Source organism: Lactobacillus kullabergensis (assembly GCF_003151025.1).
Classification (GTDB): Bacteria; Bacillota; Bacilli; order Lactobacillales; family Lactobacillaceae; genus Lactobacillus; species Lactobacillus kullabergensis.
In genome coordinates this window covers 1,629,439-1,651,994 of the sequence record NZ_CP029477.1, presented here as the reverse complement: position 1 = coordinate 1,651,994, position 22,556 = coordinate 1,629,439, and the positions used below count along the sequence as shown (strand labels likewise).

General features: G+C 36.4%; 20 protein-coding genes, 1 tRNA gene and 1 riboswitch. Of the genes, 14 read left to right on the top strand and 7 right to left on the bottom strand.

What is annotated here, in order from left to right; translation table 11 throughout:
* Positions 1–31: 31 nt before the first annotated feature.
* The gene (locus DKL58_RS07870; protein ID WP_109586717.1) at positions 32–562 is read right to left on the bottom strand and encodes a methylated-DNA--[protein]-cysteine S-methyltransferase; all 531 of its coding nucleotides are present in this window, start codon (positions 560–562) and stop codon (positions 32–34) included.
* A 294-nt stretch (positions 563–856) separates the two neighbouring features.
* On the opposite strand from DKL58_RS07870, the gene DKL58_RS07865 reads away from it, so the two are divergent.
* The 6 genes from DKL58_RS07865 to DKL58_RS07840 all read left to right on the top strand — a co-directional run bounded on the left by DKL58_RS07865 (position 857) and on the right by DKL58_RS07840 (position 7,791).
* Positions 857–1,948 carry a BMP family lipoprotein gene (locus DKL58_RS07865; RefSeq protein ID WP_109586716.1) on the top strand — a complete coding sequence of 364 codons (1,092 nt, stop codon included), beginning with the start codon at positions 857–859 and terminating at the stop codon, positions 1,946–1,948.
* Between the two features lie 120 nt (positions 1,949–2,068).
* A complete protein-coding gene (locus tag DKL58_RS07860; protein ID WP_045928587.1) occupies positions 2,069–3,139 on the top strand; it encodes a BMP family lipoprotein in 1,071 nt (356 codons plus the stop codon).
* A gap of 74 nt (positions 3,140–3,213) precedes the next feature.
* Positions 3,214–4,749 (top strand): ABC transporter ATP-binding protein, encoded by a 1,536-nt coding sequence (locus DKL58_RS07855; RefSeq protein ID WP_109586715.1) that lies wholly within the window; start codon positions 3,214–3,216, stop codon positions 4,747–4,749.
* Positions 4,742–5,890: an ABC transporter permease gene (locus tag DKL58_RS07850; RefSeq protein ID WP_109586714.1), complete on the top strand. Its 1,149-nt coding sequence runs from the start codon at positions 4,742–4,744 to the stop codon at positions 5,888–5,890. Before DKL58_RS07855 ends, DKL58_RS07850 begins: the two co-directional genes overlap by 8 nt.
* Complete coding sequence (locus DKL58_RS07845; protein ID WP_109586713.1) at positions 5,887–6,843, top strand: ABC transporter permease; 957 nt, start codon at positions 5,887–5,889, stop codon at positions 6,841–6,843. The genes DKL58_RS07850 and DKL58_RS07845 overlap by 4 nt, the downstream gene beginning before the upstream one ends.
* A gap of 9 nt (positions 6,844–6,852) precedes the next feature.
* Entirely contained in the window at positions 6,853–7,791 is a 939-nt protein-coding gene (locus DKL58_RS07840; protein ID WP_109586712.1) for a nucleoside hydrolase, read from the top strand.
* 71 nt (positions 7,792–7,862) lie between these two features.
* Here the strand turns inward: DKL58_RS07840 and DKL58_RS07835 are convergent, their stop codons facing one another.
* The 3 genes from DKL58_RS07835 to DKL58_RS07825 all read right to left on the bottom strand — a co-directional run bounded on the left by DKL58_RS07835 (position 7,863) and on the right by DKL58_RS07825 (position 10,856).
* Positions 7,863–9,179: a C1 family peptidase gene (locus DKL58_RS07835; RefSeq protein ID WP_109586711.1), complete on the bottom strand. Its 1,317-nt coding sequence runs from the start codon at positions 9,177–9,179 to the stop codon at positions 7,863–7,865.
* 92 nt (positions 9,180–9,271) lie between these two features.
* Positions 9,272–9,883 carry a PH domain-containing protein gene (locus DKL58_RS07830; protein ID WP_045928581.1) on the bottom strand — a complete coding sequence of 204 codons (612 nt, stop codon included), beginning with the start codon at positions 9,881–9,883 and terminating at the stop codon, positions 9,272–9,274.
* Between the two features lie 550 nt (positions 9,884–10,433).
* Positions 10,434–10,856: an Hsp20/alpha crystallin family protein gene (locus DKL58_RS07825; protein ID WP_034978036.1), complete on the bottom strand. Its 423-nt coding sequence runs from the start codon at positions 10,854–10,856 to the stop codon at positions 10,434–10,436.
* A gap of 208 nt (positions 10,857–11,064) precedes the next feature.
* Here DKL58_RS07825 and greA point away from each other — a divergent pair, with 208 nt between their 5' ends.
* From greA to DKL58_RS07805, 4 genes are all read left to right on the top strand, one after another.
* A complete protein-coding gene (gene greA, locus DKL58_RS07820; RefSeq protein WP_109587025.1) occupies positions 11,065–11,526 on the top strand; it encodes a transcription elongation factor GreA in 462 nt (153 codons plus the stop codon).
* Positions 11,527–11,604: 78 nt separating this feature from the next.
* On the top strand, positions 11,605–12,918 hold the full coding sequence (locus tag DKL58_RS07815; RefSeq protein WP_109586710.1) for a Y-family DNA polymerase: 1,314 nt from the start codon (positions 11,605–11,607) through the stop codon (positions 12,916–12,918).
* A complete protein-coding gene (locus tag DKL58_RS07810; RefSeq protein ID WP_081945320.1) occupies positions 12,911–13,267 on the top strand; it encodes a hypothetical protein in 357 nt (118 codons plus the stop codon). Before DKL58_RS07815 ends, DKL58_RS07810 begins: the two co-directional genes overlap by 8 nt.
* A gap of 88 nt (positions 13,268–13,355) precedes the next feature.
* Positions 13,356–14,018, top strand: a complete 663-nt coding sequence (locus DKL58_RS07805) for a CPBP family intramembrane glutamic endopeptidase (RefSeq protein ID WP_109586709.1) — start codon at positions 13,356–13,358, stop codon at positions 14,016–14,018.
* Between the two features lie 61 nt (positions 14,019–14,079).
* Here DKL58_RS07805 and DKL58_RS07800 read toward each other — a convergent pair whose 3' ends face one another.
* The 3 genes from DKL58_RS07800 to DKL58_RS07790 all read right to left on the bottom strand — a co-directional run bounded on the left by DKL58_RS07800 (position 14,080) and on the right by DKL58_RS07790 (position 17,240).
* Positions 14,080–16,146, bottom strand: coding sequence for a BspA family leucine-rich repeat surface protein (locus DKL58_RS07800; protein WP_109586708.1), 2,067 nt, complete (start codon positions 16,144–16,146; stop codon positions 14,080–14,082).
* Positions 16,147–16,379: 233 nt separating this feature from the next.
* Positions 16,380–16,450: transfer RNA gene (locus tag DKL58_RS07795), tRNA-Gly, on the bottom strand.
* Between the two features lie 184 nt (positions 16,451–16,634).
* The gene (locus DKL58_RS07790) at positions 16,635–17,240 is read right to left on the bottom strand and encodes an SOS response-associated peptidase family protein (RefSeq protein WP_109586707.1); all 606 of its coding nucleotides are present in this window, start codon (positions 17,238–17,240) and stop codon (positions 16,635–16,637) included.
* A 97-nt stretch (positions 17,241–17,337) separates the two neighbouring features.
* On the opposite strand from DKL58_RS07790, the gene trpS reads away from it, so the two are divergent.
* The 4 genes from trpS (at position 17,338) to mgtA (ending at position 22,446) form a co-directional block, all read left to right on the top strand.
* Positions 17,338–18,357, top strand: a complete 1,020-nt coding sequence (gene trpS / locus DKL58_RS07785; RefSeq protein WP_045928989.1) for a tryptophan--tRNA ligase — start codon at positions 17,338–17,340, stop codon at positions 18,355–18,357.
* A 4-nt stretch (positions 18,358–18,361) separates the two neighbouring features.
* The gene (locus tag DKL58_RS07780) at positions 18,362–18,841 is read left to right on the top strand and encodes a deoxycytidylate deaminase (protein ID WP_045928576.1); all 480 of its coding nucleotides are present in this window, start codon (positions 18,362–18,364) and stop codon (positions 18,839–18,841) included.
* A complete protein-coding gene (locus DKL58_RS07775; protein ID WP_370448920.1) occupies positions 18,771–19,433 on the top strand; it encodes a TPM domain-containing protein in 663 nt (220 codons plus the stop codon). Before DKL58_RS07780 ends, DKL58_RS07775 begins: the two co-directional genes overlap by 71 nt.
* 68 nt (positions 19,434–19,501) lie before the next feature.
* Positions 19,502–19,667: riboswitch (M-box (ykoK) riboswitch) on the top strand.
* Between the two features lie 88 nt (positions 19,668–19,755).
* The gene (mgtA, locus tag DKL58_RS07770) at positions 19,756–22,446 is read left to right on the top strand and encodes a magnesium-translocating P-type ATPase (RefSeq protein WP_109586706.1); all 2,691 of its coding nucleotides are present in this window, start codon (positions 19,756–19,758) and stop codon (positions 22,444–22,446) included.
* The last annotated feature ends 110 nt before the right edge of the window (positions 22,447–22,556 follow it).

The following is a 22,556-nucleotide window of genomic DNA, read 5'->3' as shown; positions in this document are numbered from 1 at the left end:
TTGCTCTTTTTAAAAACACGAACATTAAAAATCACAGCAAGTCTAACTGACTGGAAAATTTGATTTGGGGATTTTCCATTTTTAACAGTGTCCTCTTGCGTTGAAGGCCACCAGCATAACCAGTTAAAGACCCATCACTGCCAATTACACGGTGACAGGGAATAATTAAACTAATTGGATTATGTTTGACTGCATTGCCAACAGCGCGCGCCAAATTTATCTTATTTTGTCCTTTTTGTACGCGATTAGATAATTCTTTATAAGTGGTTACTTCACCATAAGGTACTTTTTGTAGTTCTTTGAGCACTTTTTGACTAAAAGTAGACACATTGGGTTTAATTGGTACAACAAATGGATCAGGAGTTTGGCCAGCAAAATAGTTCGTTAGCCATTTTAGAGCTTGTTTAATAGGTCTAGTTGCAAAAACTTCGGCAACATTCAAATCATAGCCGGCACCAAAATATTTTTGACCGTTAAACCATAATCCTAATAAATTATTTTCGTTACTTAAAAGCGTTAATGTTCCTAATTCTGATTCGAAAAATTCTTTATATAGCTTCATTTTATTTCTTCTGTAATAAATAAATTTTTTACTGTATTATACGTTAATTCCTGAACAATAGGTGATTTCAATTTTTAGCACTAAAGCTTACCCAAGATTTAGAAGCTTAACCAGTTCTATACGAAAATTTTAACTTTTTTCATTGTTGTATACAAAACATTATGAATAAAGCTTAGTTTCGTTTTCATGAAAAAATAGAAATGCTATCAGATCAACACTTTATCTTGTAGTGATTTTTTGACAATGGTACCAGATGTGGTATGTTAATTAATGTAAAAAATAGGAGGTCAGAAGATGAAGTCAAAATTTAGAAAATTCTTTTCCATTAGTGCGGTGGCAGTCGCTGCAGGATTAGCGCTTACAGCATGCTCAGGTAAAAAGCAGGGAGGTAGTAGTAATTCGAGCAGCAGTGCCAAGCACTCCATTGCGCTAATTACTGATACTGCTGGGGTCAATGATAATTCTTTCAATCAGTCTGCATGGCAAGGATTTAAAGAATACGGCAAAGATCACAGTCTTAGTCGTGGACGTAATGGCTACCAGTATTTTCAATCTGGCAGTGCTGCAGATTTTGAACCCAATTTTGATCAAGCAAGCAAAGCTGGCTATCAGACAATTTTTGGTATTGGCTATAGCTTAAAAGACGCTGTCAAAGCAGCTGCTAAAAAGAATCCTAAAAAGAACTACGTTATTGTTGACGAAGTAATTAAGGGGCGGAAGAATGTGGCCTCCGCCAATTTTAAGAGTGAGCAAGCTTCTTACTTAGCGGGTGTTGTAGCAGCAACTGAAACAAAGACCAACGTCATTGGTTTCATTGGTGGTGCTCATGGCAATATTATTGACTTGTTTGATGCTGGTTTTACTAAAGGTGTTAATGATCAAGCCAAAAAGCTGCATAAAAAAATTACACTGCTAAATCAGTATGTGGGTGATTTTAAGAGTGCAGACAAAGAAAAAGCCATTGCTCAGTCAATGTACGCTAAAAAAGCTGATATTATCTTTCATGCTTCTGGTTTAGCAGGCAATGGTCTGTTCCAAGAAGCTAAATCTATTAATCAAACTAGAACAGGTGCTAAAAAAGTCTGGGCTATTGGTGTTGACTCTGATCAATCACATTTAGGCAACTATAAAACTAAAGATGGTAAAAAAGATAACTTCGTTTTGACTTCTGTGATTACTGGTGTCAATGTTGCTACCCGAGATATTTCTAACCGTGCTTATGAAGGTAAATTCCCAGGTGGCCAGCAATTGGTTTATGGCCTAAAAACCAATGGTGTCTCAATCAAACGCGGACAAATAAGTGCTAAAGCTTGGCAATATTCACGTCAGGCACGTAATGAAATAATTAAGGGCAATATTAAAGTGCCAATTCACCCAAGTAAATAGTTCGTTGATAATCCGATTTCTTTATCTAAATCTTACCAAAAAAATAATTATCTTGAATTAATACGTATTTTATTATAATATTAGTTATGAAAAGTTCGTATTTTGTGGAGGGTAATATAAATGGGTAAGAAATTTACGAAATTTTTGTCATTAGGAATCTTAATGGCTTCATTTACTTTGTTTTTGAATGCTTGCTCGGGAAAAAAGCAGGGAACAAGCAGTCAAAACAAGAAGGACAGTATTGCGTTAATTACGGATAGCAACGGTATTAACGATCAGTCCTTCAATCAGGCTGCTTGGGCCGGTTTTAAAGATTATGGTAAAGAACATAACTTTAAACAAGGCAAAGGCTACCAGTATTTTCAATCTAGCAGTGCTACTGACTATACGCCTAATTTTAATCAGGCTGCCAAGTCTGGCTACCAAACAATATTCGGTATTGGTTATATGCTAAAAGATTCAGTTAAGGCTGCTGCCAAGAAGAATCCTAAGAAAAATTTTGTAATTGTTGACGATGTGATAACTGGTCAGAAAAATGTAGCTTCTGTTACTTTTAAGAGTAACGAATCATCATATTTGGGTGGTGTAGCTGCAGCTTATTCAACTAAAACTAATAAAGTTGGTTTTATCGGCGGAGCAAAATCTGCAATCATTGATACTTTTGAAGCAGGTTTCAAACAGGGTGTAAAAGACGCTGCCAAAGCTCAACATAAAAAGATCAGTGTCAGCACGCAATATATCGGAAACTTTACTTCAAATGATAAAGCTAAGTCAATTGCACAATCTATGTACGCTGACAACTGTGATGTAGTCTTCCAAGCTGCCGGTTCTGCCGGTAGTGGAGTTTTCCAAGAAGCTAAAGCACTTAATCAAACTAAGCCGGAAAATAAAAAGGTTTGGGTAATTGGTGTTGATGTTGATCAGGAAAACCTGGGAAACTACAAAACAAAGGATGGTAAAAAGGCTAACTTTACTTTAACTTCTGTATTGAAGGGACTAAATGTTGCAACCAAATCTTTAGCTGATGATGCAGCCAAAGGTAAGTTCCCTGGAGGAAAGCACCTGGTTTATTCATTAAAAGGCAATGGTGTTTCAATTACTAAAGGCAATCTGGCACCAAAGGCATGGATTGCAGTACAAAAGGCTAAGCAGCAAGTAGTTTCCGGAAAAATAACAGTAGCGCAGAATTAAAGTAAATTAACGTTTAAAACTCTTTGTGTAAATTTATGCAAAGAGTTTTTTTAGAAAAAGGAAATTTACATAAAATGAAAGATATGACGAACGTAATAGAGATGCGCCATATTGTGAAGGATTTTAACGGTTTTAAAGCCAATAATGATATTAATTTGACTTTAAGGAAAGGTGAAATTTTAGCTCTTTTGGGAGAAAATGGTGCAGGTAAATCAACTTTGATGAGTATTTTATCTGGCTTGATTACCCCTACCGCAGGTTCAATTTTGGTTCGGGGGAAAAAGGTTAATATTAAAAATCCAACTGTCGCAAAAGATTTGGGTATAGGCATGGTACACCAGCATTTTATGTTGATGGATTCCTTTACTGTTTTAGAAAATATCATTTTGGGTCATGAAACTACCAAGGGTCCTAAACTGGATTTTAAAAAAGCGGAAAAGCAAATAATGGCCTTGTCTGAGCGTTATAACTTAAATGTTGACCCACTGAAAAAGGTCAGTGAGATTACGGTTGCTCAACAGCAAAGAGTGGAAATTTTGAAAGTTCTTTACCGTGGAGCAGACATTATGATTTTTGATGAGCCCACTGCTGTTTTGACCCCCCAGGAGATTACAGAATTTATTCAAATACTGCATGAACTGGCAAAAGAGGGCAAATCAATCATTTTAATTACACATAAACTGGAAGAAATCGAACGAGCAGCTGATCGTGTAACTGTGATTCGTGCTGGTAAAAGCGTAGGAACTTTTGATGTTGCTAACGTCGATAATAATCGTTTGGCAGAATTAATGGTGGGACGTCACGTTAACATGCAGGTTAATAAGCCCACAGAAAAAGGTGGACGCACAATGTTGCAAGTTGAAGACTTACATGTTAAAAACAAACAAAATGTTGCGGTAATTAAAGGTTTGTCTTTTGAATTGCATGCTGGAGAAATCTTGGGAGTCTCTGGTATTGATGGCAACGGTCAGGATGAACTTGTCAGAGCCTTAACCGGTTTGCAACATATTGATTCTGGCAAAATTTTGATTGACGGTGAAAATATGACTAATTGTAAGGTACGGCAAATAACCGAAAAAGGCGTGTCATATATCCCTGCTGACCGACAAAAATATGGTTTGATCCTGCCTTTTTCGATTTCTGATAATTTGGCTTTACAAACTTATTATAAGGAACCATTTTCTCGCCATAACGTGATGCATTATGATGTAATTCATGAACATGCCAATAAATTAATTAAACAATTTGATATCAGAACTACAAGTGAAAGAATGCCTGTAAGTGATTTATCTGGAGGTAACCAGCAAAAAGTCATTATTGCCCGTGAATTAAGTCGCGACAGTAATTTAATTATTGCTTTTCAGCCGACTCGTGGCCTTGACGTTGGTGCCATTGAATATATTCATAATCAGCTTTTAAATGAGAGAGCTCAGGACAAAGCAATTTTGTTAATATCATATGAGCTTGATGAAATTATGCAATTGTCAGACAGAATTATTGTGCTTCACGATGGTAGAATTTCAGGTGAAGTCAAGCCAGAAAATACTAGTGATGAAGAATTAGGTTTGTTAATGACCGGCGTTAAGAAAGAAGGTAATGCACTTGCTTAAAGTTACACTAAAAACCAAGAAAATCTTAGTGCCAATCATTTCTATTTTGGCAGGCTTTTTAGTAGGGGCAATCATCATGCTGGTTTGGAGTTACAATCCGTTTCAAGCATATACTTCAATGTTTTCCAGTGCGTTAGGAAACATGAACGGTATAGGTGAAACGATCCGTGAAGCTACCCCGCTGATTTTTACCGCTATTGGTTTTGCTATAGCTTCTACTGCCGGCTTTTTCAATATTGGTTTGCCTGGTCAGGCTCAAGCTGGCTGGTTATCTTCTATTTGGGTGGTTTTGGCTAATCCTAATATGCCTAAGGCAATTTTGCTACCTTTGGCAGTAATAACAGGCATTCTGGCTGGCGCACTTGTTGCTGGTATTGCTGGTTGGCTCCGTGCACAATTTGGGACTAATGAAGTCATAACAACCATTATGATTAACTATATTGTGCTTTATTCGTGTCAATATTTAATGCAACAGGTTATGTCATCTAAATTGCGTATTGATACTGATACTACTAAAACAATTGCTGATAATGGTAGCTTGAAAATTGGATGGCTTAGCACAATGTTTGGTGATTCACGCATTAATGCAGGTATTTTTATTGCTTTGGTTGCAGTTTTTTTATATTGGTATTTAATGAGAAAAACTACTACAGGTTTTGAAATTCGTTCAGTTGGTACCAATGCTGCGGCGAGTCGTTATGCAGGAATGTCAGCCAAAAAGAATATCATGCTTTCTATGTTATTATCTGGTGGATTTGCTGGCTTAGGCGGTGTTGTTCAAGGTCTTGGCACATATCAAAACTATTTCACCCAAACGACCAGCTTAGATATCGGCTGGGATGGTCTGTCCGTTGCTCTTCTTGGTGGTGGAACAGCCGTTGGCATTTTACTGGCTTCACTATTATTTTCAATTTTAAAAATTGGCGGTTTAGGGATGCAAACCATTGCCGGTATACCTTATGAAATTGTTTCAATAGTAATTGCTGCTATCATTTTCTTTGTTGCTATTCAATATGTAATTGGATTATTGTTTAAAACTAAAAGGGCTAAAGAAATCCAAAAAGATACAGCGACTGAAGAAACTGAAGCAAATAATGTTACAGTGAGTTCTACAAAGACCCAGGGAGGACAAAATTCATGAATTTAGTTACAATTTTAGCGTTAATTGTGTCATCGACTTTTGTCTATTCAGCACCATTAATTTTTACCGCTTTAGGCGGTGTTTATAGTGAAAATTCAGGTATTACCAACATTGGCCTTGAAGGAATAATGACAATGGGCGCTTTTTCTGCCATTGTGTTTAACCTGACTTTTGCTTCTGCTCTTGGTAAAGCAACTCCTTGGATTGGTCTTCTTGTTGGGGGAGTTGTAGGTTTGCTATTTTCGCTGCTTCATGCTGTAGCGACCATTAATTTTCACGCTGATCACATCATCAGTGGGACTGTCCTCAATCTTATGGCGCCACCATTAGGAGTGTTTTTAGTCAAAGCTATATATGATAAAGGTCAAACTGAAAACATTACTCAGAGTTTCGGCTACTTTAGTTTTCCTGGATTAGCAAATATTCCTGTCATTGGACCAATTTTCTTTCAAAATACTTCTGCACCTGCCTGGCTGGCAATAATTGTGTCAATCGCACTATGGTGGATTTTGTATAAAACTCGCTTTGGCTTGCGTCTGCGTTCCTGTGGTGAAAATCCCCAAGCAGCTGATACTTTAGGGATCAATGTTTATGGTATGCGCTACGCTGGCGTGCTAATATCCGGCTTTTTAGGCGGAATTGGCGGAGCAGTTTTTGCGGAAGCAATTTCAGGCAACTTTTCAGTTTCTACTATCGTGGGGCAAGGTTTTATGGCGTTAGCAGCCATGATTTTTGGTAAGTGGAATCCATTAGGTGCAATGCTAGCTTCGCTTTTCTTTGGTTTTGCTCAAAGTATCAGTATTATCGGCAACCAATTACCGTTCTTTAGTCACATTCCTGCTGTTTACATGCAGATTGCTCCTTATGTAATTACCATTTTAGTTTTAGTTTTGTTCTTTGGAAAATCCGTTGCTCCAGCAGCAGATGGCCAGAACTATATTAAGTCAAAATAGGGAAGAATAATGAAAAAAATTTATTTTAATCATGACGGTAATATTGATGATTTAGTATCATATTTGTTACTCTTGCAAGCACCGGATATTAAATTGCTAGGTGTTAGTGCAATTGATGCTGATGGTTACGTTGACCCGGCTGTTGAGGTGTGTCGAAAGATGACAGACCGGTTTAACTTAAGAGGCGATCAATTAGAAATTGCCAAATCAGATTCAAGAGCTGTCAATCAGTTTCCGGAAGCCTGGCGTAAAGCAGCATATTCATTTAATTACCTGCCGTTATTAAACGAATCTGGGAAAGTGATTACTAAAATTGCAGTAAAACCGGCTCATTTAGACATGGTTGAAAAAATTTTGGCAGCAAAGCAGCCTGTCACGTTAGTTATGACGGGACCTTTAACCGACTTGGCTCGTGCGCTGGATACTAATCCCAAAATTGCGGATAAAATTGAGCAGCTATACTGGATGGGCGGCTCTCTTGATGGTCATGGTAATGTTGTTCAGGTTAATGTTGATGGTACGCAAGAATGGAATGCCTTTTGGGATCCGTTTGCTGTTAAGAAGGTTCTGCAATCAAATATTCCTATGCAGATTATTGGCCTTGAAAGTAGTGAAGAATTGCCATTAACTGATAAATTAAGAATGCATTGGGCCAGTTTGCGTGAACATCCAGCTGTAGACTTGGTTGCGCAAGGTTATTGTCTGCTGGTTAATCCTCCAATTCCAAGCTCGCAGCTTTATTTTTGGGATGTATTAACGACAATTAGTGCTCTTTACCCCGAAGTCGTTTTGGCCACTGAAAAGCACAGGGTAAAGGTGGTTACACAGGGATTGGCTGCTGGACGCATGGAAAACGACCCGAATGGACGGGAAATTACTTTAGTAACTAAAGCTAATAAAAATCTGTTCTTTAAGAGATTTGACGAGCTATTATTACGTGGCAAGTAAATAATTATTTGTAATATAAAAAAGACGAAATTCGTTTTTGAATTTCGTCTTTTTATTAGTTATAAATTCGCTTAAGCTAGTGAATCCCAAGCTGGTAAGTCTGTAATTGGACCTTCAGCAATAGCTACTTGTTCTGGTGTCAAGTACTTTTTGTGGACAACAACTTCATAAACATAGTCATTGAACCAATCATTGTTCATAACAAAGAAACCCTTGTCACCGTTCTTTTCACCCCAGGAATTTTCAACTTTCCATTGACGCACATGGCCACCATCTTCATCAACACCAACAAAAGCCATTGCGTGAGTTGAAGCGCCAGCACCGGTACGCAAGCGGTCAGCTTTGGACATCTTGAGGTCAACGCCAAAAAGATCACTTAGTTTATATAAGTCGCTGTCAAGATATCCTTTTTTACGATCGCTTTGTTCACCAACATCATTACCAAACCAAACAGCTTCACCATCTTTTAATTGGTTAACAGCTGCAGTTTCCAAGTATTCCATTGGGACATTCAAGAATTTGATGCGGTATGACCCTTCAACGTTATCTTCAAATGGCAACCCATATAATTTATCATATTCATGATCTGGTGCATTAGACAATACAACGTAATCATTAAAGTCAACATCGCCCATGTATTTATGCAAAAATTCTAGTGGAGTTAAATCTTTGTCCAAGTGATATTTCTTGTCATCATCACGGTATTCCAAGTCAAATTTCTTAGGTGGTTCTCCAACTGCAATTGCTGTTATTTGGTAAATTTCACTTAAGAACTTCTTACGGGCTTTTTCTATTTCATCATCTTTACCGTCTTGCTTTAACTTGCGTAAAACCAGAGCGTCTTTTTTCAGTTTATCGCCCAAAGCTTTACCTAAACCGGCAGTGTTATTGGTATTAAAACTTTCAGGCATTGCATAAGAAGGCACAACACCGTATTTTTCGATTAAAGCTGCACCCATGTGGAATTGACCACCATCTCCACCAGCGCCGTTTAAATAAGCTTTTACGGTACGGGAATCAAGCGGTTCATCAGCAGTAGCTAAAATATTGTCATAAAAAATATTTGCTCGCTCTATTTTATCCCAGAAAAAGTTGTAACTTTGCGAGAAAGTAAAATTCTTGCAGTGATATTTTTTGCCAAAATAATGCCGTAAAATATTTAAGGTGGCAAATTCCCAGCAACGACCTGACTGGCGCTGGTTAGTAACATTTTCAGTATCCAGCTCTGTTGAAAATACACGGGTCAATTCGCCTTGAACACGTTCATTGTAAGATGCTGCAAAAACACCACTTTTTTGAGCAGCTCGTGCCACAACTTGATTTTGCGGTTTTTCATTAAAGTTTTTCGCAAACTCTTCTAGTTCTTGAACAGTTAGTTTGTGAGCCATAATATATATTCTCCTTTTTTAATCTATTTTTAAATTACCTTATATTTTAATCTAAAAGAAAAACGAGTTCAATAGCTGACCATGCTTTGGTTTTATAATCCTAAAACTTGTTTCTTCTTAGCCGAAAATTCTTCTTCAGTCAATATTCCCTCATCAACTAACTCTTTTAATTGCTTTAATTCTGCAATCATATCTTGAGTATTATCTGTTGTATTTTGTACTGGAACATTTTGAATACTTTGTTGGTAATTCTGTGACATGCTTTTAATAGTATCTGCTAAAATTGGTGCAGCAGTTTTATCTAAATCGTTAAGAAAAATATTTGTTGCTCCATTAGTTATTTGAATGTCAGATAAGAAAAGTCGCGTTTTTATTGATACACCATTAATCATATTAAGTGGTATATCTGTAAAATCTCCCCCAATAAACATGTTCTTATTAATTATCATTACACGCATGTTTGTACAAATTATCAGTGCAGTATGATTATCGTATTTGCCACTAGCTGCATACTGGATACTCTCACCGCCTGCAATATCAATATTATCTGACAGGGCTCTTAATTCTTTATTGTTAAACCAAAAATCAAAAACTTTCTTATCAATTAATTGTTTTTTAATTTCATCTGGTATGTTCAATTTATTTATTTTTTTAGCAGCACTCGAAGCTCGATTTTCTATGTATATGTCATTATTTTTGCTCAATTTATACTCCTCCTAAGGAAAACTTGCCCTAGGTTTAACGTCACTGGCTGTGGTGGACTGGGCAGCTATTATTTGAGGTTAATAACTAATAATCTTGAAATTGGGAAAAGAAGAGAAGAAAGAGTTAAGCCTAAACTTTAGCAGTCCTAGTATTAACAATGACAAAGGTGCAAAATTTTAAATATTAAATTTTACTAATATTATTAGATTAAAACTATTGCTAATAGATATCAATTGTCTTTGCGAATTTTAAATACTACATAAAAGAATCTATAGAAGGAAGTACGTGCAAAAATAATATTTAAAATAACAGGTTCTGTTAATAATCCTGGAATTTTAAATGAAACATAGTCTCAAAACTTTACTACTAAATCTGCTGCTAAAGAAAAATCTAAAAAGTAGCTAGAAACAAAATAAGCCATCCCGACTTTGATCAGGATGGCTTATTTTGGTGCTTCTGATATGTTTTATTTTAAAAACAGTTCAGACAAATTTAAATAGACTTTCTGCTATTTCAGTGAGTTAATATACTTTGATAATTTGAAGACAATTAGTCAATTTGGATTGAGTTATCGCTTGCGCCAGCTTGTTGCTTTGGCAGGGTAATTGTCAATACACCGTTATCGTATTTGGCATGAATATCACTTGCAACTACGTTTGGTAATCTGAAGCTGCGTGAAATGTGACCTTCACTTCTTTCACGGTGAATAATGCTGTTATCCTTGGACATATCTTTAAATGACTTTCTTGAACCTGATACACTTAAAATACCATTATTGTAATTTAGGTGAATTTTATCCTTGTCCATTCCAGGCATGTCAACTTTGATTACGTATTCTTTGTCGTTTTCAACAACATCTGATTGCATTAATTTTGCTACTTCGTTATCATCGAAAAATTTTCTTGGAAGATCAAACCAATCGTTCATCGCATCGAATAAATCATTGTGCCGATTCATCATATCATTTGCCATAGTAAAAAACTTCCTTTCAAAATTTATATATTTGTAACAGAAGACTTTCATTTCTTCCTTACAATTATTATTATAGTATGCAGATTCATAAAAAGGAAATAATTAGCACTATTATTTTTAGAGTGCTAATTTATAAGAAAGAAAACCTCCATAGCGGAATTTATAGCTTGTGGATAATATTGAAATTAAAAAATTGGAGAAAAATATTTTGGTTTATTATCAAAAAATGACGCCGCAGGGCTATCAAAAAATTAAAGATGAAATTGCTGATTTGAAAAAGGACCGACCTCGAAGAATTAAAATTTTGCAGGAAGCGCGCTCATTAGGCGACTTATCGGAAAATACTGAATATACGGAAGCAAAACGCGATTTAGGCCACCTTCAAAGCCGTTTGCGTTATCTGGAGAAGCAATTGAAATATGCCGAAATCATTGAGAAAAAGGCTGATGGCAAAGTAGATTTAGGTAAGACGGTCACACTAAAATTTGCTGATGATCCAGAAACTGAAACATACCAGGTTGTCGGTCGTATGGAAGCTGATATTGGAGCTGGTAAAATTGCTTTCGACTCACCTTTAGGTCAGGCAATCATGAAAAAAGAAGTTGGAAAAACCGTCAATGTTGCTGCTCCGGCAGGAGAATATCGGGTAACGATTGAAGCAATTGAATAATTTTTCACTTGATTATTCGAACTGGTGTTTGTATAATTTATTTTAGCGAACATGAGTTTGCATTAGGAAGTGAAAGCAATGTATGATTATCGTTATGAGCCCCATCGTTTAATTTTTATGATTGATAACAAATCATTTTTTGCCAGTTGTGAGGCACTTCAATTAGGTCTAAACCCAATGAAAGCTGTGTTAGCAGTTGTTTCGCATCAGCCACATACAAATTACGGCTCGGGGCTAATTATGGCAGCCTCACCTTTAGCAAAGAAAAAATATGGGTTAACTAATGTTATGCGGGTACGTGATTTACCTACGAAAAAAGAAGCGCCAGACCTTATTTTGGCAGACCCACATATGAATTTGTATATTAAACGTAGCATGCAGGTATTGAAAATTTTTCAGAAATATGCATCAGATGAAGATATCCATGTTTACTCAATTGATGAAAGTATGATTGATATGACCAAGTCTTGGCGTTTGTTTGGGGATGATCCTTATCTGGTTGCTCGCAAAATTCAGGTAGAAATAAAAAATAAGATTGGTCTTTATACTACTTGCGGAATAGGAGAGAATCCACTGCTAGCTAAACTAGCTATGGACATTTCTGCTAAACATCGGTGTTCGATGATTGATTATTGGCATTATATTGATGTACCCGATACAATTTGGCAAATTAAAGATATGGAAGAAGTTTGGGGGATTGGCAAAAGAATAGCTGCACGTTTGCGCCGCCTGCATATTAACAATATGTATGAATTGGCTCATACTGATCCAGCAATTTTAAAAAATGAGTTTGGCGTGATTGGCGAACAGCTATTTGCGATTAGCTGGGGAGTTGATCGTAGCATTATTAGTGAAAAATATTTTCCCATAATGAAAAATTACGGCAATTCACAGATTTTAAACCGTGATTATACGAATCAGCGAGAAATAGAAATAGTTTTACGTGAAATAGGCGAGCAGGTGGGTGCCAGAATAAGGGCACACCGTTTACAAGCAGGCTGTATCAGCTTGTTTGTTGGCTTTTCTAAGTACGAACAAGATGGCAGTCGTAAGGGCTTTAATGTGCAGCAAAAAATTTGCCCTACTAATGATAATGATTTATTAGTTGAAGAAATACTGGCTCTTTTCCGTAAAAACTGGCATGGAGAAACGGTCCGAGCCTTAGGAGTCAATTGTAGTCGCTTAGAACCTGATAATTGCCAGCAATTAACTTTTTTTGTTTCGGCCACTGAACAGATAAAAAAACGTACTATAAATATAACTGTTGACAAAATTAGAAAAAAATATGGTTTTACCAGTTTAGTCAAAGCCTCAAGTTTGTCTAAGGGCGCTACGGCAATAAGGCGCAGCAGTTTAGTTGGTGGACATAATGGTGGAAATGCATATGAATGATTTTGATAAAGTAGTTCAAGACTTTTTTAAGAATTACCAAGATCGCAAAATGAAAAAGTGGCAGGGTTTCTTTTTGAGCGATCATACTATGGCAATTAATAAAGATAAGCAAAAGCGCAGCGTGAAGCATCCCGTTAAAGATACTATGAGTATAGAAGAAATAAGCTTGCAGCTGCTCAAAGCATATGGCAATCACCGCATGGTACATCTGCAGGTTAAAGTTATGAACAGCGATAATCAATTACCAGCTGATATTTGCGGCTTTGTCAATGGTTATAGTGAAGACGGCATTATTGTTGACGGACAAAAAATTGCTTTAGAAGATATAAATAATATCAGTGTAGATTAAGAAAAATTACCTTGATATTTTATATAGATATCTTTTTTTGCTATAATATGGAACTTGTAAGGTACATAATAGTATAGAGGTAATTTTTGTGAATACACCAGCATCAAGGCAGGGCAACATAATACGCTATCTTATTTATTTTATTAGCTATTTGATGGTTGCCGGGGTGATTAAGTTAGTTACTGCTAATTCACCAATTCATATTTGGGATCTAATTTTATTTGCAACTATCTCATTAATGGTTTCACTGTTTTTTATTTATCGCTTTAATAGGGAACAACGCTTTTTTGACCGTAGTTTCGCGGGATCTTGGCTTAGCAATTTTGGCTTGATCGTTGGTTTGACTGCTGTGGTAACAGCATTGCGTATCAGTGTTTCCTGGTTGCAATCCTATGGCAGACTTAAATTATATAATTTTCAAATTGCATATTTGCATCATGAAACAACAATAACTTACTGGTTTTTAGTAGTTGCAATTGGTATCGTTTTACCAATACTACAAGAATTTTTAATTACCGGCTTTTTATTCAATTATGCTTTTAGGAGCAATACTGTTTTAACTGCAATTCTAGGAATATTGACTTCGGGAATTCTGTTTAGTTTACTTAATTGGCAAAGCTCACTGCCACTATTACTAATTAATATAATTTTTGGAGCACTTTTTGCTTGGTCGTACCTTTATACGCAAACCTTATGGATGCCGATCTATTTAGCAATTTTAAATGGGGTTCTCCTAATGATTATGACTTAAAGTAATAAAATAAGAGTCAGAAAAAATTGCCTGACTCTTATTTTTTTACTTGTAATATTTATTAAAAGTTACTCTTTTTGACGTATTGGTTTTTCCCTACGATATAATATAACTTCCGGTGTATCTTAACGGCTGCGCCATAAGTTCTAACTTTTTGCCCCTTCTTTAGGGCTTTTAGCTGCAGCTTTTTAGACGCTTTACTGTAAACGTAGCTGTTGCGCCTGAGCTTGCGCTTAACACCTGAGACGTTAGTAGCCTTAATATAGTTATTTTGACCTAATTCGTAATACTTCTTGCTCTGAATAACTTTAGCGCCATAGGTCCAAATGGTCTTGCCCATAAAGTATTCGCCAGTTTTACGACTGCCATTTTGGTCGTACAGATAGGAATTATGAAGAACTGTTCTCCTCACTGCAGTCCAGTTTGTGACGTTTTTCGAGTAAATATAGGTGACACTTTGTGGTCTATCAGTATAGAAACCAGTGGCATTATTTGGTCTTTGGGTCAAATTATAGCCAGTCAATTTTACTTCTTGCGTAAGATAACCATCTCCGACATTACCGTTTAGAACCTGATCAGGAGCAAGTTGCTGGCCGGTTTCATCTTGATAGTGAACTGTAACGATTCCTTCTCCAATATAGTGGGAGCCAGTTTGTCTCGGTTTCTTAGCATAAACATAAGTAACCTCTTGGATTTGGTCAGAAAAAGTTCCTTTGGTGTTTGTCGGACTAGTTTTTAAAATATAGCCATTAATGTCTTTGGAATTACTGGAATATTGTTCACCACTGTTTCCAGTTAAAGCATTATCTGAAGCTATGCTTTTTCCTGATTCATCCAGAAAATGCTCTATGACTGCAGAATTTGTTCTAACATAAGTATCATGATCTTGTTCACCTGTATATTTGGACATTAATTCTTTGGATGTCCAATGTTTGCTGCCTTCGGGATGTTCCATAGTGCCGCTGCCAATATTTAGCCAAAAACCAGGTCTATCTAGTGCAGTATTTTTAAGAGAACAATTTGGTCCTAAAATTAAAGTATTCAAATTAGACGCTTCGGCTAGCATGTAACTTTTCTTTGCAGAAAGCGTATTGAAATTGCTGATATCCAATGTTTTCAAGTTAATACAATTGCTAAACATGGCTGACATTTCAAGCACTTTAGCAGTATCAAAATTCTTAAGATCTAGGCTGGAAAGACTAGTACAATAGCCAAACATGCTAAACATCCTCTTGACTTGAGAAGTATTAAAGCTGCTAAGATCTAAACTGGATAGGTTGGTGCAATTATTAAACATGTTAGTCATTTCATTAACTTTGGCCGTATCAAAGTTTTTAAGGGATAAGCTGGTAAGACATTTACAATTTTGAAACATTGCGTACATATTGGTAACTTTTCTGGTGTCGAAACTGCTTAAATCAAGTTGTTTTAACTTCTCACATCCACTAAACATTTGACTCATACTGGTAACTTGAGATGTATCAATATTTTCTAAACCTTCAATTTTAGTCGTGTAAGCAAGGCCAGAAAATATCCCGTTTGCTTTACCAATAATTTTCAAAGGACCATCAAACTTTAATGTTTCAGCGAGTCCGTATGTATTGGGAATATAGGGAATAAGTTGATCAGGATCAGTAATTGTACCACTTGAAATTGTGCATATACGTGTATCAGTATCAAGCGTTACTTTTAATCCGTCCCATTCACCAGTCATTACTGATTCAGGATCCTCTTCCTTCAATAACATTGTTCCTGCTGAGGATTTTTGCGCATCTTTTATGTTTTGGATATTTGATGGCTGAAGTTGTTCTGCAGTACTAAGAGTAGGATTAGAATTTGTGTTAGTGGTAACAACTCTTTTTAATGGACTAACGTCTGTATTATTAGAAACAAAATTATTAGTATTATCGCATGTATCCTTGACTTTTAAACTGTTATTATTTTGATAAAATATTTTCCGCTTGCTTTTATGCTTATTAATTGCTTCTCTTTTTGTAGTCAAGGGTTTAGCTACTGTAGTGTCAGCTTTAATGACAGCAGGATTCATAGCAATTAAACCTAGAGTTGCTGTAACGACACTGATTAATATTAATTTTTCTCTGCCGTGTAAATTAAATTTTGAATTCATTATTATACCTTTTGACCTTTCAAAATTAAAACTAGAACAAAACTGACATTAATTTTAAAAATAATAACTAAATTTATATTAACACTAAATTAATTATAAATATATAAAATTAAATTAAAATATATTTATAGTATATTTAAACATTATATGAACAAAACAGATATAATAGCCTTAAATTAATAATTTGATAAACAAAAAAAGCAACAGCTATTAAAGCTATTGCTTTTTATTTAAGCGGATAGCGTGAATCGAACCCGCATCTTCAGCTTGGGAAGCTAACATTTTACCATTAAACTATACCCGCATTACTCAAACAGTTTACCATGTTTCGTTTTCGAAACCAAGTTTTGTTTTTTAAAATTTTACAAGTAAGCTGTTAGGAGAAGGGAAAATTTCCTAAAGTAATATCATTTTTTAATAGTTCCAGTCTAACTTTGCGTAATAATAAATAGGAGTGAAAAGCTATTTGCATTAATTTGGAGATATTGTTACTTTTTAGGTGGCAACTTAACAGAATCAAGACTTAACTGGCTACGGTCAACTAAGGATGAAAAATTCTGAAATAGCCATTGGCGCAGTTCAGCAGCCTCGAGAACTAAAGGCATCCGGTTATGAACTTCAGCGTAAGTCCTATTTGGCTGAGTAGTAACCATTGAAAAATGATCCTTTTGGTAAATCCCGGCAATTAGTGTCAGAGCAGCATTTGCATTCTTGAAACTGAAGCGTTCATGGTAAGTATGACCATTTTCAGCGGAATAAGTATTATGTCCTGATTCAAAAAATTGGCTGGCAACAATAATACAGCGAGACTTGGCAAAAGAAGAGTCCCACATTGACCTTTTTTCTTCAAAAAAGCGTTCAATTCGCGCATTAAATATGACTTTGTTTGGATCATACGGACTAGGATAACCCCAAGATTTAGGCAGCAATTGTAATTGATTATTTACGTAGACTAGTACCGGAGCAATTCCCTTAGGAAAAATATTTTGATTTTGGGGCAAATTACTTGCCGGTTCTACTAGAGGTAAATTTAAGTCGTTTGCTAAGTATTTTTTAATTTCTGCCAGACTTGGCAGCTGAAATTGATTGCACATTTTTTCCTCCATGTTTAATCATTGTATGATTTTTGGTAGAATTATTATAAATTATTATATTAAAAAGATTTTAATTATTTAAGGAAGGCAGATTATAATGAAAAAGAAAGTTATCCTTACAGGTGACCGCCCAACAGGAAAATTGCATGTGGGACATTATATTGGCTCGTTAAAAAACAGGGTCAAATTACAAAATTCCGGTGAATATCATCCTTATATTATGATTGCTGATACGCAAGCACTGACTGACAATGCCCGTAATCCTGAAAAAATTCAAAAAAGTTTAATTCAGGTAGCGCTGGACTATTTAGCAGTTGGCATTGATCCTGAAATTTCTACAGTTTTTATCCAATCACAAATACCAGCTTTGTTTGAATTGACAGCCTATTATATGGATTTAGTTACAGTTAGCCGCTTGGAGCGTAATCCAACTGTTAAAGCCGAGATCAAACAAAAGGGATTTAACGATTCCATTCCCGTGGGCTTCTTAAATTATCCAGTATCACAGGCAGCTGACATCACAGCTTTCAAAGCGACTTTGGTGCCGGTTGGTGATGACCAAGAGCCAATGCTAGAACAAGCACGTGAAATTGTGCGGACCTTTAACCGTGTTTATAACTGCAATGTATTAGTAGAACCTAAAGGTTACTTCCCGGAAAAAGGCGAAGGACGCTTACCCGGCTTAGATGGCAATGCCAAAATGTCCAAATCCTTAAATAATGCTATTTATCTTTCTGACGATGCCAAGACCGTTGAACAAAAAGTAATGTCAATGTATACTGATCCCCAGCACATTCATGTTGAAGATCCAGGCAAAGTAGAGGGCAATACTGTCTTTACCTACCTTGATATTTTTGATCCTGACAAGAATAAGGTAGCGCAATTGAAGGAAGATTACCAAAAAGGCGGCTTGGGTGATGTCAAAATTAAGCGTTATTTAAATACAGTCTTGGAAAAAGAATTGGCTCCAATACGCGAGCGACGCTCTAAATATGAACAGGATACATCTGCTGTCTATGATATGTTAATTGAGGGCTCTAAGAAAGCAAACGAGGTAGCTAACCAGACCTTACAAGAGGTAAGGGATGCAATCGGTTTGAATTATTTTAAGAGGTAAAAAAATGCGTAAGCGAATTCCTTGGAAGCAGTACTTTATGATGCAGGCCTTAGTAATTGCTCAGCGCTCAACATGTGATCGGGCATTAGTAGGCAGTGTTTTGGTAAAAAAGAATCGGATCATTGGCACCGGTTATAACGGTTCTGTTACGGGACAACCTCATTGCGATGATGTTGGACACCAACTGGTTGATGGGCACTGCGTGCGCACCATTCATTCTGAAATGAATTCACTGATTCAATGTGCGCGTAACGGCGTTTCAACCGATGACACAGAAATTTATGTCACACACTTTCCCTGTTATAATTGTGCTAAAGCATTAGTGCAGGCTGGAGTGAAAAAAATCAATTATTACTTTGATTACAATGACAGCCCACTTGCGATTAAACTTTTTAAAGACTGCGGGGTTCCTTATGAACAAATTAAGATCGATCGGCAATATGTGGAGCAACTGGCCCATAAACTGGAAGACGCTGAAAACTAAACTAGTATTATTTACTGCTTTAATTGGTATTTTTCTAACAATGACCGGTTTTTCAAGTCCTAATATTAAAGATAACAGCAATCTGCTTGAGCGTGAAACCAGCAAATTAATTTTAGCGAAAAATGATCGTTATTTTCAAACTAGTGAGCAGCCACAAATTATTGTAAAAACGGTGAATCGCACTGATCACTTGACACCAGCAAAGTTAAATAAGTATAAGCGGACGGTTTTTATTGTTGTTGGTACTAAAAATAAAAAGCGCAACGTGCAAATTTATTCCAGTAAAGACTTGCACAGCGCATTTTCGGCCGATGTGCGAGGCAATATCATTCGATCGCAATCAGATAAATTGCGTAGCACTAATAAAAAGAAATTTAATGAAGGCTTGCGTTTCGTATTTAGAGCATGTGCCACTACTATTGATCAACGTTACCAATATTCACTGGATAAGTATGATTTGACCAGTGATGAGCGAGCACAGCTTTCTCACCCTCATAGGTTGGCCTTGCCTATAGCCTTGGCGCTTGCTTTATTAATTGGCGGTTTGATTTATTTCTTCAAAAATAATTTGAACCTAAAAAAAGAAAAATAAAAAAAGATAAAAATATTGACTTTATCATGTGTTATGTATTACACTCACAATGCAAATTAAATAAACAACAAATAAACTGTTAGGTGAGACTCCTACGTGAACAAATGCTATCGCCCGGAAACATCCAGAGATGCCAACGGGTCAAATAGTTTTCGTCGATATAAGGCGAAAACCAGATAGCTAGCTGTAAGACTTACGTCACGTAGTGTTAAAACTGAACGATGAGTATAATAATACCTATTGAAAAGGGACGCCAAGCGGTTAGCATGGGCGGCTCTTTTTTAGTTTGTTTGGATTAATTATGTGATGAGGAGTGGGGATAATGCTGAAAAAACCAAATGGCACAACTAGCAACAAAGATTTGGCACTGGTCAAGGCAATTGCCAAGGAAAGCAGATCAGAAACTTTGGCGAGGCTACATGCGAGCAGTAACGGACTAACCAGCAAGCAGGCTGAAGAAAATAGGGAGGAATACGGTTCTAATACTATTGCTTCAAATAAACATAATTCTAAGTTGCGTTTTTTAGCTGAAGCTTTTATTACTCCTTTTACATTAGTATTGCTAGTTCTAGCAACTTTGTCTTTGTTTACTGATTATATCTTTGTGCCAGCAGGTGAAAAAGATCTGACAACCGTTGCCATTATGCTAACGATGGTCTTAATTTCTGGTATTACCAGTTTTGTACAAAACGTTAGGTCCTCAAATGCGGTAGATTCACTATTAAAAATGGTTTCTGTCACAACAGATATTATTCGTGATGGCAAAGACCAGGAAATTGATACCAGTGAAGTAGTGGTAGGTGATGTAATTCGCCTGGCTGCTGGAGATATGGTACCAGCCGATATGCGCCTTTTGACTAGTAAGGACCTCTTTTGTTCATCTAGTTCTTTAAATGGTGAATCAAATCCAGTAGAAAAGATTGCTACAGAAAAACCTAAACTTGGTGCTGATCGCGACTATCTTGATTACCCCAACATTCTCTACGAGGGTACGACAATCGTATCCGGCTCAGGTTTGGGCATTGTATTTGCTACTGGTGAGAGAACTATATTCGGCAAACTGGCTCATGATATTTCACATAATGATGTTAAGAATACTACCTTTGACATTGGTATCAAAAATGTTTCTAAATTATTGATTATCATGACTGCGATCATTGCACCTTTGGTCCTTATCATTAATGGCATTACCAAAGGTGACTGGGTCAATGCTTTAATTTTCTCAATTGCTACAGCTGTTGGCTTAACCCCTGAGATGCTGCCTGTAATTGTGACCACCAATCTAGTCAAGGGGTCAATTGAGATGTCCAAAAAAGGCACAATTGTTAAAAAGATGAATTCAATTCAAAACTTTGGCTCTGCTGATATCTTGTGTACGGATAAAACGGGAACATTAACGCAGGATAAAGTAGTTTTGGAACGTCATTATGATCTCAACTTAAGAGAAAATCCGCGTATTTTGGAATTAGGTTATCTTAATTCTAATTATCAAACGGGAATGAAAAATCTGATTGATAAAGCAATTATTGAAGCTGCTGGCGATGAACTAGACATCAGTGAAATTCAGCGTGATTACAATAAAATTGATGAAATTCCCTTTGATTTTTCCAGAAGACGCATGAGCGTAGTGGTGGAAAACTCTGATGAGCAACATGGTGAGCACCTGTTAGTAACTAAGGGTGCTTCAGAAGAAATGATGGCTGTGGCCACTAAACTTGAAGTTGACGGGCAAATTTTACCTTTAACTCCTGAACGAAAACAAAAAGTAATGGCCAAAGTGAACGATATGAATGATGATGGTTTGCGCGTTATCATGCTGGGCTATAAGCGTAATCCTGCTCCTGTTGGCGAATTTTCGGTTAAAGATGAGAATGACCTTATTTTATGTGGTTATCTGGCCTTTCTTGATCCTCCTAAAGAGAGCGCTAAAGATGCATTAGCTCGTCTAAAATATGACGGCATTAACGTTAAAATTTTAACAGGTGACAATGAAGCTGTTACCAGAACTGTAGGTCTGCAAGTGGGTTTGAATGTTGACACAGTTTATTCAGGTGCAGATTTAGAGGGTAAGAAACCAGAAGAATTAGCTAAAATGGTGGAAGAGTGCAACATTTTTGTCAAATTATCACCAGAAGATAAAACTAAAATCATTAACCTGCTAAAGAAAAATGGTCATACTGTTGGTTATATGGGCGATGGCATCAATGACGCGCCAGCAATGAAAGCAGCTGATGTCTCAATTTCTGTTGATACTGCTGTGGATATTGCCAAGGAATCAGCTGATATTATTCTGCTGCATAAAGATTTGAATGTACTAGAAGAAGGCGTGAGAATCGGGCGCAAAGTATTTGGCAACACTATGAAATATATCAAGATCACGCTTTCTTCCAATTTTGGTAATATCCTGTCAATTATGGTAGCTTCTTCTTTCCTGCCGTTCCTGCCAATGCTGCCATTGCAGCTGTTAGTTCTTGACCTGCTCTATGGAACTAGTTGTCTGTCACTGCCATTTGATGATATGTCTGATAAGTTTTTAAAAGAGCCACGTACCTGGTCAACCAAAAAGCTGCCTAAATTCATGTTTTATTTCGGCCCAACTTCATCTGTTTTTGATATTTTGACATTTGCCTTATTATTCTTTGTGATTTGTCCCCAATTAACAGGTGGAAATTACAGCGCACTGGGAGCAACACAAAAAGTGGCATTTGTGGCACTTTTCCATACTGGTTGGTTTATTGAATCACTTTGGACTCAGGAAATGGTGATTCATGCTTTGCGTGATCCACGTTTGCCGTTTATTAAACAGCATGCTGCACCTGGAGTAACTTTAGCTACATTTGGAGCTGGAGTAATTGGAACATTGATCCCATTTTCATTTTTGGCAACAAAACTGGGTTTTGGCAAGATGCCAATTGAATTCATGTGGGTAGTATTTGGTATACTTGTTCTATATATTTTACTGACTACAGTTATCAAGCATTTCTATTTAAAGAGTGAAAAATTTTTAATCTAAAAATAAGCCTAAAATGCTAAATATCTACTAAAAAAGAGGACTCCGTAAGGAATTCGCTTTTTTATTGGTGTAGTATAATATAATATAATTAAACAAAAATTAAGGAGAAA

Bases quoted from the DNA above. Each gene is read 5' to 3' on its own strand.
- trpS (WP_045928989.1), top strand. From the start codon at position 17,338: ATGAAAAAGAAAGTTATCCTTACAGGTGACCGCCCAACAGGAAAATTG.
- DKL58_RS07840 (WP_109586712.1), top strand. From the start codon at position 6,853: ATGAAAAAAATTTATTTTAATCATGACGGTAATATTGATGATTTAGTA.
- DKL58_RS07855 (WP_109586715.1), top strand. From the start codon at position 3,214: ATGAAAGATATGACGAACGTAATAGAGATGCGCCATATTGTGAAGGAT.
- DKL58_RS07865 (WP_109586716.1), top strand. From the start codon at position 857: ATGAAGTCAAAATTTAGAAAATTCTTTTCCATTAGTGCGGTGGCAGTC.
- DKL58_RS07845 (WP_109586713.1), top strand. From the start codon at position 5,887: ATGAATTTAGTTACAATTTTAGCGTTAATTGTGTCATCGACTTTTGTC.
- DKL58_RS07825 (WP_034978036.1), bottom strand. From the start codon at position 10,856: ATGGCAAATGATATGATGAATCGGCACAATGATTTATTCGATGCGATG.
- DKL58_RS07790 (WP_109586707.1), bottom strand. From the start codon at position 17,240: ATGTGCAATCAATTTCAGCTGCCAAGTCTGGCAGAAATTAAAAAATAC.
- DKL58_RS07810 (WP_081945320.1), top strand. From the start codon at position 12,911: ATGAATGATTTTGATAAAGTAGTTCAAGACTTTTTTAAGAATTACCAA.
- DKL58_RS07835 (WP_109586711.1), bottom strand. From the start codon at position 9,179: ATGGCTCACAAACTAACTGTTCAAGAACTAGAAGAGTTTGCGAAAAAC.
- mgtA (WP_109586706.1), top strand. From the start codon at position 19,756: ATGCTGAAAAAACCAAATGGCACAACTAGCAACAAAGATTTGGCACTG.
- DKL58_RS07775 (WP_370448920.1), top strand. From the start codon at position 18,771: ATGAACAAATTAAGATCGATCGGCAATATGTGGAGCAACTGGCCCATA.
- DKL58_RS07815 (WP_109586710.1), top strand. From the start codon at position 11,605: ATGTATGATTATCGTTATGAGCCCCATCGTTTAATTTTTATGATTGAT.
- DKL58_RS07860 (WP_045928587.1), top strand. From the start codon at position 2,069: ATGGGTAAGAAATTTACGAAATTTTTGTCATTAGGAATCTTAATGGCT.
- DKL58_RS07800 (WP_109586708.1), bottom strand. From the start codon at position 16,146: ATGAATTCAAAATTTAATTTACACGGCAGAGAAAAATTAATATTAATC.
- DKL58_RS07780 (WP_045928576.1), top strand. From the start codon at position 18,362: ATGCGTAAGCGAATTCCTTGGAAGCAGTACTTTATGATGCAGGCCTTA.
- DKL58_RS07870 (WP_109586717.1), bottom strand. From the start codon at position 562: ATGAAGCTATATAAAGAATTTTTCGAATCAGAATTAGGAACATTAACG.